Origin of the sequence: Subsaximicrobium wynnwilliamsii, assembly GCF_007997225.1 — a bacterium.
Taxonomy (GTDB): Bacteria; Bacteroidota; Bacteroidia; order Flavobacteriales; family Flavobacteriaceae; genus Psychroserpens; species Psychroserpens wynnwilliamsii.
Window position 1 is genome coordinate 61,560 of sequence record NZ_VORM01000025.1, and the last position, 8,298, is coordinate 69,857.

General features: G+C 35.9%; 11 protein-coding genes. 8 read left to right on the forward strand and 3 right to left on the reverse strand.

Annotated elements, in window-relative coordinates:
- Positions 1-71: 71 nt before the first annotated feature.
- Positions 72-1,328, reverse strand: coding sequence for a flippase (locus ESY88_RS16950; protein ID WP_147087796.1), 1,257 nt, complete (start codon positions 1,326-1,328; stop codon positions 72-74).
- A gap of 89 nt (positions 1,329-1,417) precedes the next feature.
- Here ESY88_RS16950 and ESY88_RS16955 point away from each other — a divergent pair, with 89 nt between their 5' ends.
- The 7 genes from ESY88_RS16955 (at position 1,418) to ESY88_RS16980 (ending at position 6,278) form a co-directional block, all read left to right on the forward strand.
- Positions 1,418-2,398 (forward strand): helix-turn-helix transcriptional regulator, encoded by a 981-nt coding sequence (locus ESY88_RS16955; protein WP_147087798.1) that lies wholly within the window; start codon positions 1,418-1,420, stop codon positions 2,396-2,398.
- 235 nt (positions 2,399-2,633) lie between these two features.
- Positions 2,634-2,792: a hypothetical protein gene (locus ESY88_RS21165; protein ID WP_189702639.1), complete on the forward strand. Its 159-nt coding sequence runs from the start codon at positions 2,634-2,636 to the stop codon at positions 2,790-2,792.
- A 115-nt stretch (positions 2,793-2,907) separates the two neighbouring features.
- Positions 2,908-3,117 carry a DUF6140 family protein gene (locus tag ESY88_RS16960; protein WP_147087800.1) on the forward strand — a complete coding sequence of 70 codons (210 nt, stop codon included), beginning with the start codon at positions 2,908-2,910 and terminating at the stop codon, positions 3,115-3,117.
- A gap of 9 nt (positions 3,118-3,126) precedes the next feature.
- Positions 3,127-3,993: a tetratricopeptide repeat protein gene (locus tag ESY88_RS16965; RefSeq protein WP_147087803.1), complete on the forward strand. Its 867-nt coding sequence runs from the start codon at positions 3,127-3,129 to the stop codon at positions 3,991-3,993.
- Positions 3,994-4,000: 7 nt separating this feature from the next.
- Positions 4,001-5,314: a hypothetical protein gene (locus tag ESY88_RS16970; protein WP_147087805.1), complete on the forward strand. Its 1,314-nt coding sequence runs from the start codon at positions 4,001-4,003 to the stop codon at positions 5,312-5,314.
- Positions 5,315-5,316: 2 nt separating this feature from the next.
- Complete coding sequence (locus ESY88_RS16975) at positions 5,317-5,832, forward strand: hypothetical protein (RefSeq protein ID WP_147087807.1); 516 nt, start codon at positions 5,317-5,319, stop codon at positions 5,830-5,832.
- 2 nt (positions 5,833-5,834) lie between these two features.
- Positions 5,835-6,278 (forward strand): hypothetical protein, encoded by a 444-nt coding sequence (locus ESY88_RS16980; protein ID WP_223270872.1) that lies wholly within the window; start codon positions 5,835-5,837, stop codon positions 6,276-6,278.
- A gap of 95 nt (positions 6,279-6,373) precedes the next feature.
- Here the strand turns inward: ESY88_RS16980 and ESY88_RS21170 are convergent, their stop codons facing one another.
- Positions 6,374-6,544 carry a hypothetical protein gene (locus ESY88_RS21170; protein WP_189702640.1) on the reverse strand — a complete coding sequence of 57 codons (171 nt, stop codon included), beginning with the start codon at positions 6,542-6,544 and terminating at the stop codon, positions 6,374-6,376.
- A 69-nt stretch (positions 6,545-6,613) separates the two neighbouring features.
- On the reverse strand, positions 6,614-6,784 hold the full coding sequence (locus ESY88_RS21175) for a hypothetical protein (RefSeq protein ID WP_189702641.1): 171 nt from the start codon (positions 6,782-6,784) through the stop codon (positions 6,614-6,616).
- 81 nt (positions 6,785-6,865) lie between these two features.
- Here ESY88_RS21175 and ESY88_RS16985 point away from each other — a divergent pair, with 81 nt between their 5' ends.
- Positions 6,866-7,762 carry a helix-turn-helix transcriptional regulator gene (locus tag ESY88_RS16985; RefSeq protein WP_147087811.1) on the forward strand — a complete coding sequence of 299 codons (897 nt, stop codon included), beginning with the start codon at positions 6,866-6,868 and terminating at the stop codon, positions 7,760-7,762.
- Positions 7,763-8,298 lie beyond the last annotated feature (536 nt).

The window sequence follows — 8,298 nt, forward strand, 5'->3', positions numbered from 1 at the left end:
CGACCCCATGCGAGCCGGGAGCACTTATGAGCACGACTGTTATGGGGTGGTTTATAGCATTCTAAAACCACTCAAAACATCGAAAAAACTTGTTTCCTACTTTCGGTATCCAAAAACACATAGGCAATATTCGTTATAAAATGACTTATTAAAACGGCTATTGCCGCACCATTTACGCCCCAAACGGGAATCAACAGATAACATAAAATAAGGTTAGATAAGCAACCTAAACCAAATCGGTACACGTTTTTTTGTAAGGCTTCGGTGTTGATCAAATGTTTTTCATAAACCATCCCTAAGAATATAAAAAGCGGCGCCCAGCTAAAAATCAATAAGGGCGTTTTTGCTTCTTTATAAGTTTCAGAAAAGAAAGTTTCCAAAATGGTGTTTCCGAAAATCGTATAAAAACCGCCTATCGCCACCCCCAAGAAAAGCATGATCTTTAAAAGCGCTTTGATCTTCTTTCGGTAGAGCGCGGTGTTTACCTGGAAGGATTCAGCCAAGGAAGGGTATAAAGCATTGATGATGGAAAAGCCTATATTCCAACTCAAGCCAATGACTAGAAACTGAACGCTGGCAAAGATTCCGTTTTCATGATCGCCATAAAAATACTTTAGAAACAGCTCATCAATTGCGATGTAAAACATGACCAAGCCATTAGATAGTATTAAAGGAAAAGACATTCTTAATAGGGATGCGCCTAGCTTCCAAGAAAACTTCCATTGCTTAAAATCCAATTGCTTTTTATGTTTTAAAATAATGGCATAAATCAGCCCCTGAATACAGAAATCAAGCACAATGAGTTTGGCAAAATAATACACATCAAACTGATTTTTAACGCCATAGTATTGCAAGGCCACAATGATACACAGACTGGAAATCTTAGAGATGAATATGATTTTTGTCCATTTTTTTGCCAGCAAATAATATTCAAAAACATCGGTCAGTTTAAACAGGTAACTGCAAGCGATTATGAGGTACAAGCCGCTTAAGGCAGTCCCTTCAGCCAAACCAAAATAGATTAGAATGCCAATAAACACAACACTCCAACTTATCATTCGCAGATAAAAGGCAGTCGCCAAAATAAGCTGATCCCGTTTTGGATGAAATACAAGTTCCCGAATACAAATTGCAGATAAGCCCAGAAAAAAAAGCGGCGTCAACAGCCCCAAAACCGATTCAACAAATTTGAGTTTACCGATATCTATGCTGCCCAGAGCACTGAATATTTGCGGAACGATGAAAACGCCAGCAATAAGTTGGATTATTTTTTCGAGCGCAAACCATTTGGTGGCAATAAAATCGCTCTTAGTAAAAACTGAAGTCATCAATGGCAGTTGGGTGCTCAAATATATAAAAACAGATTCCTTTTAGCCGTTTGAAAGTTTATTATTACATTCGTTTTTCAAATACTACCATGACCCCCGAATTTCTTCGTCGCTATTACATCTTACGCGTTATTTCCAATTCCAAAGTCTATGGGATTGAAAAGAACGGCTTCGTGCCGCTTTCAGATTTGCGAAATGTACTCGATCAATTACGCTTGGATAATATTGACGATCCGCTTTATGATAAATTGAACCAGTACAGTCAAAAAACCATAAAGCGCGATCTGGAAAAGATAAAATCCTATTATCAGGCTGTGATTTTGCACAAACGTAATTATGGCTATTATATCGAGGCTTATGAAGTCAGTGAAGCGCTCAAGGACGTTTATGAAAAAACCGAAATCTACCTTCTCCATCACCACGCCCATGCTTGGAAAGCCCATGTGACCACGTCGCGCAGTTCATTGAGTTCGCAGGTGGATTTGGTACCTCTCATTCATGCGATAGAGCAACAATTTTTTATTGAATTGGAATATCAAGGTTGGTACGATGATGATGGCTTTCAAACCATTGCCGGTTTTTTCCAGCCTTTGCATCTCAAGGAAATTAACAAGGCTTGGTACTTGATGGCGCATAACGAGCAGCATGGCGTTTATACCTTTTGTCTGGATGACCGCATCAAAAGCCTAAAAATCAACAAGCAGCCAACGAAGCAACCTATCACTTTCAATCCGTTTGAACATTTTAAAAATACCATTGGTGTTTTGAAAACCGGGATGCCAGCAGAGTGGATCCATATTCAAGTGGCGAATCATCATTTTAAGTACCTCACTAATAATCCGCTACATCATTCCCAAAAAATTGTAGCCCGCCCCAAGGCAATCGATACAGATGATTTAGACTATGGCAATCCAGACATTTGGGGCGAAATCAAAGTCTATTTGGAGCCTAATTACGAGTTTCTAATGGAAATCTTAAAGTATAATCTTTGGGTGAAAGTGATTAGTCCATTGCATGCTAGAGATTTTGTGAAGCAGCATTTAGACCTGATGATGGGCTATTACAACTGATTTCATTATTAGGTTAACCTATGAATTTCCGGTTTACGCCACAGCAATTTTTCTCAAAAGCGCTTCAGGTTCCCAAATAAATTTCGGACAACTTAGCTCACATTCCCGATATATGGGAAAAGCAACTTCTATTATTGCAGTATTAAGGTAAACTTTTTTGAAACGGACAGGTTTTGTCTGTTTAGAAAATAGCTTTGACTTTTTAACACAAATTAACAACCCTAAAATCGAACCTATGTCAACCTACAAATGTCGAAAATGTGGCGTCTATAAAAACGACACCGTCAATTCCCAGTTAAATACGAGTGCCACCTGCACTGCTTCAGAAAAAAATGATGAAGTGGTGTTTCATAGTTGGGAGTGCATTTCGGACGAGGATTTGGTTTATAATTAATGTTACTTCATGAATATGGTCATTCAGAAATCATTTGATTTTTTGATATCTATGATTGAAGCTAAAAAGCGACTTTCTGAATACTTAACCTATTAATAATAAATACCTAGAGAATATGGCAACATTTGAAATTAAAACTAAAGAAAAAATGAATGTAAATGGAGAATTTGTGGATAAAGGATTGTCTGTACAAATGAGCAGCATGTTTTCCAACCCTTTTGATGAAGCCGATAAAATCCATAAAGCTTTTTTAAGAGTCCATGGCATTGACTTGAAGCCTGAGGGGTATTTGAGTTTGGGGTATTTGGAGTTTAAATTAATTTAATTAATCAATATGTTTAGAAAATTATTCATTCTAGTATTATCATTATTTATTTTGAGTTGTGGAGATGGGCTTACTTATGAACAAAAAATTAATGACTATAATCTTTATATTTCAAAAGCAGACTCTCTCATTCAAATTAATAATTATGAAGAGGCTATAAAATATGCAAATACGGCAATAGCAATAACTGATACTTTGTCGGTTGGTTTTATTAAAAAAGGCGAAGCATGCTATGCGTTAGACTGGTTGGATTTCGCAGAAGAAAATTTTGATGAGGCCATAGAAATCGAAGGAAAATCTTCTAAAGTTTATAAATTAAGAGCATTAGTTCATTTAAAAAACAATGACTCTGATTTCCTAGATGACATAAATGTGTACATAGAAAGACATCCTGATGATGATGAAGCCCTAGAATTACGCAGAGATTATTATGAACAAGAAAATAAATTGGATGAGGCAGTAGAGGAATATAGTAATGCTATCACGAAAGATTCTGATAATGTTGACTTATATATAAAGCGAAGTGAGTTATATTTTCAAAATGGCAATTATGAAGATGCACTGAAAGATTATAACACCATTTTGGCTTTTGTTCCCGACAATAAGCCGGTAGAGATTAAAAAGACAAATTTAGAATCCTTAATGTCTGACAATCAAAACAGAAATGTATTTCTAATTTTATTGATTGGAATTTATATTCTGTATCTACCACTGTCGTTTTATGTTTTCAAACCACTTGCAGCTAGAAAAGCCCAAAATCAAATAGGAGGTAATTTCACTATGCTTAAAGACCCACTTGTTTGGGCATTACCCATATTCCTTTCAATTGTTTTTTTAACATTATATATTACAGACTCAGTACCAAATTTTAAATAGAATTATTATGACAGAAGTAATATTTTGTAATTCATGTGGGAATGGCATCACTATCAATACAAGCAGATGTTCTTGTGGCAATATCATGACCTTTAACGAAATGAAAGATTTGTCTGAAAAATTCTCAAAGATAGAGAAATACCAATTAATTAAAGATAGTCCTGCGAGTCAAGTTCAATTAACACAAGATGAGTTACCTCTCCATAGTCTAAGCAAAAAATATTTTCTAGGCAGTTCGGCCAAAAGTGATTATGAAAAGAAAGTCTCTCATATTCAGAAAAATTTAATACCTCAAATAACAGAATGGAAAGAGATTGTTCAAAATGCTGATGAAATTTTAGCTAAAGATAAAGTCGAACTTTACGGAAAATTATTAGGTATAACAGATTTTGCTATTCGTGAGTTTTTTGGGCCATTTGCATTGAAAGCAAGTAATGCGGAAATGTTCGAAGAATATCGGGATTTTAGTAAATATGAGTTATCAAAAGTTATGAATGATTACAGCATTTCATTAGACGATATACAAACTACTAATTTTGAAACTATAGGAATCGACGTATTTAATTCCATTAACGATACATTACATAATGGGTCTTTTCTTGAATTAGCAGAAAAGGACGAGTTCACAGATGATGATTTCAGAAAAGTTAAAGGAGAGCTTGGGGTTGCAATCGCAGGAGAGTTAATTAAAGGTATTGGTAATTTGATTGGCGAAAATATTGACGCTATAGGGAATGTTAGAGAAGCAGATAGTAAATTAAATGAAAAATTAAGTCATATTAGCAAGGTGATTCAGTCTCTGAGTATTGAAGAACAAGAAATTAATAAGCGAAAAACTTTATTCGACAAATCCGATTTGATTGTAGAAACATGTTATAACAAAATTCTTAAACCAATTGTTGATGAACTAAAAAGAGATCCAATATATCTTGAATATAAATTGGCTCGAGAGCCCTATGATTTACAACAAAACAAAATTGAAATTGAAAATCAAGCTTTAAAAATTCATTCTAACATTTCCTTTTGGAAAGCTTTACTTAATAATTCAAAGAAAAATTTTAATCACCATCTAAATAAAAGACTTACAATTATTGATTCTTTGAAAGAGTATGATTTGTTGAATAAGAAATTAAAAGATAAGAGACATAAATCGCTAAAAGCCAAAAATATATATGAGGAAGATAAAACTGAATTATTTAGAGAATATGAATTAGAGAACAGACGTATTTTGCGTGAAGTTGATGTAGTAAAAAATAATAAAAAAACCGTTACCGAATTTTTTAATGTGTTGAAAATAGTCAAAGAAAATGTAATTAAATAATCATGGAAAATAAAGAACAAATTAAAAATAGCGAAAACAGATTGGCTAAAATCCAAGGTAATATTGATAATACTCTAGAAAAGAGTAAGGAAGTTGTTAATATAGCAAAAGAGGGTACTCAGATGGTAAGTGAAGTTACCAATAATATTCAAGACACATTTAACAAAGCAAATAATTTGTTCCAAGGTGTTAAAGGATTGAAAGATTCTTTCATGGAATCACAAAAGCTACAAGCTCAAACTGAAATTGAACTGTTAAAAATAAGATCCGAGCATCAGCAGATGAATCGAATAATTACCGAAGAATATGGTAAACAGAAACAGAGTATGGATAAAGCTAGCGATGTAGTGGATGCAGGTTTGGAGAGCAATGATATTAACAAGATAAGAGAAGGACTTACAGCTATGACAAACGTGGCTAATCATAATCCAATGGAAAATCACAAAAAGGCTTTAGACAATGAGCTAGAAAGAAATTTAAATCAGGATTTTGATGATGATTTTACTTTAGAATTTTAAAATTGCACAACCCAACCCGCCCCTACCACCGCCTCGAAATAGACCTCCTATTCAATAAAGTAAAAGCCCAAATGCACCAACGAGCTTTAGCAAAAGGAGGCGATGGCATAGCACTATATACCGATTGCTACACAGGAGAAACCTTGCGTGGAGGAGACCGTTACGATTACGAACACATCCGGTCATCAGAAGCTGTTTTTATGAAGTATCGCGATCGGTTGACCAATCATGAAATTGCAGAGGTGGTCAACTGTCCAGAAAACGTGTCGGTTACCTTACGAACCATAAATCAATCGAAAGGGAAAATGAGATTGGAAGATTGGTTGGAGAATGCTAACAAAGTTTCTAATCATGGAATAAATGGTGTTTTAGCAAGAAAGGCTCTCGCTAATGCAGAGATGGGAATTCAGAGAAAGGTTGATGAAATACTATCAAGGAAGTTGTGAGTTAAGGTTTACTTGAACAAATTACAATTTTTGCAGTTCAGGAAACAAGAAGAAAAAACAAAACCCCAAAGCCTCAAACTTCAGGGTTTATAAATTTAAGCTTTAGTTTTCGCCACCGCATAGCCAAGGCAAGCGACTCCAGCACCAATCGCAATTGGTATGGCAAGAGCAATACCTGCGGAAACAGCAATTAGAGCACCAACGCCAGCACCAGCTGCACTTATTGATGCCACTATTGCAGCTTGAGTTGTTTTTTCATCTTTCATAAGTATAAGGTTTAGTAATTTGCCTACTCGATTTTTTGAATTGGCCTTTGGGCGGATACCAATAAGCAACTAGCCATTCAAAGCCCGTAAAATTCCGGTAAACGCCAAAGTGAAACCTAAGGTAATCAGCGTCACTGTGGTTTTGTCTTCGCCAGATATTTTTGCGATTTCGGTGGAGGTGGTCATGCTGCTTTGCATCAAGCGGCTCAATTGATCTAATGGTGCTTTTTGTAAATCCATATTGGTTTGTTTTTAATGGTTTCCAACAAAGTTAATGGCTAGCTTTCCCGCATAGTGGGAAGGATAAAAAATGTGATAATTATGAGTTTAGACATCAGACGATATTTGGTTATTTTGGAGTTGCTGAAAAATGCGGATGGTTTGTTAACTTCGCAACAAATAGCAGCTGGTTTAAAAAGGGAAGGTATAATCTTCAAGTCATCGACTTTTAGTAGAGACTATCAATTTTTAGTAGGATTGGGATTCAAAATTCACAACCCTAAAACAAAAGGTTATAAAATAGAAATAGAGGACACCGAGGAGTTTTCATTTTTAACCAATCTTTTCAAACGTATCGCCTTATCCAACTTGCTCAACAAAAGCATCACTTTAGAGAATGAGACCCATAAATACCTGTCTCTGGATGACACCAGTTTGGTTAAGAATTTCCAATATTTCGACCTCATTTTGGAAGCCATCAAAAATCGGAAGGAGCTAAGTTTTGAGCACAGCAGTTTTTATCACACCGGTAGAAAAGAACCCAAAACCCATACTATAAAACCACAGTTGCTCAAAGAATATCAAAACAGATGGTACGTCGTGGGAGAAACCGAAAATGGCTTTAGGGTTTTTGGGCTGGATAGACTATCCGATTTACAGGTTTTAGATAATAAACCATTCAGAAACAAAACCGAAGAAGCTAACGAGAAACTATCACATACCGTTGGTTTAAACTTTAGTGATTATGAACCGAGACACATAGTGCTGCGTTTTGATGTCAGCCAGAAGCCTTATTTGGAATCCTTGAAACTGCACCGCTCACAGGAAGAGCTTACAAATGGATCAAACGGCTTCTACACCGTTAAATTATTCGTTAGCTATAATTTCGAACTCAAGCAACAACTCTTAAAATATGGAAGTCTGGTACAGGTTTTAGAACCCGATTTTGTAAGAGCCGATATAAAGGCAGAGCTGGAAAAAGCCTTCAAAGCTTATTAATAAGAGCTTCAGAAATATTTATTGCTAAAGTCTGCTTTCTCCCCTATGCTATTCGAATCAAGTGGGATTTTCGAGGTCAAACTTACGGCTACCTGATTACAATTTGTCTCAGCACAGAAAGGGCTGTACTTACGCTAGGAGATCAATAACGCGTCCTCAACCCAGCAAACCAAACAACATTCGTGTATTCGTGGCACTAGCATAATCCATACCGAAGAACCTTCCCCATTCTTTCGTAACGCGTCCTGAACCCAGCAAACCAAATAACATTCGTGTATTCGTGGCACTACTATACCTCATACCGAAGAAGCTTCCCCAATCTTTCATAACGCGTCCTTAACCCAGCAAACCAAATGACATTCGTGTATTCGTGGCATTACCATAATCCATATCGAAGAAGCTTCCACTTTCTTTCGTAACGCGTCCTCAACCCAGCAAACCAAATAACATTCGTGTATTCGTGGCACTACCATAATCCATATCGAAGAAGCTTCCACTTTCTTTCATAACGAATACTCAACCCAGCAAACCAAACA

Excerpts from the sequence above, each read along its gene's own strand:
- ESY88_RS16950 (WP_147087796.1), bottom strand. The coding sequence starts at position 1,328 with ATGACTTCAGTTTTTACTAAGAGCGATTTTATTGCCACCAAATGGTTT.
- ESY88_RS16955 (WP_147087798.1), top strand. The coding sequence starts at position 1,418 with ATGACCCCCGAATTTCTTCGTCGCTATTACATCTTACGCGTTATTTCC.
- ESY88_RS21165 (WP_189702639.1), top strand. The coding sequence starts at position 2,634 with ATGTCAACCTACAAATGTCGAAAATGTGGCGTCTATAAAAACGACACC.
- ESY88_RS16960 (WP_147087800.1), top strand. The coding sequence starts at position 2,908 with ATGGCAACATTTGAAATTAAAACTAAAGAAAAAATGAATGTAAATGGA.
- ESY88_RS16965 (WP_147087803.1), top strand. The coding sequence starts at position 3,127 with ATGTTTAGAAAATTATTCATTCTAGTATTATCATTATTTATTTTGAGT.
- ESY88_RS16970 (WP_147087805.1), top strand. The coding sequence starts at position 4,001 with ATGACAGAAGTAATATTTTGTAATTCATGTGGGAATGGCATCACTATC.
- ESY88_RS16975 (WP_147087807.1), top strand. The coding sequence starts at position 5,317 with ATGGAAAATAAAGAACAAATTAAAAATAGCGAAAACAGATTGGCTAAA.
- ESY88_RS21170 (WP_189702640.1), bottom strand. The coding sequence starts at position 6,544 with ATGAAAGATGAAAAAACAACTCAAGCTGCAATAGTGGCATCAATAAGT.
- ESY88_RS21175 (WP_189702641.1), bottom strand. The coding sequence starts at position 6,784 with ATGGATTTACAAAAAGCACCATTAGATCAATTGAGCCGCTTGATGCAA.
- ESY88_RS16985 (WP_147087811.1), top strand. The coding sequence starts at position 6,866 with ATGAGTTTAGACATCAGACGATATTTGGTTATTTTGGAGTTGCTGAAA.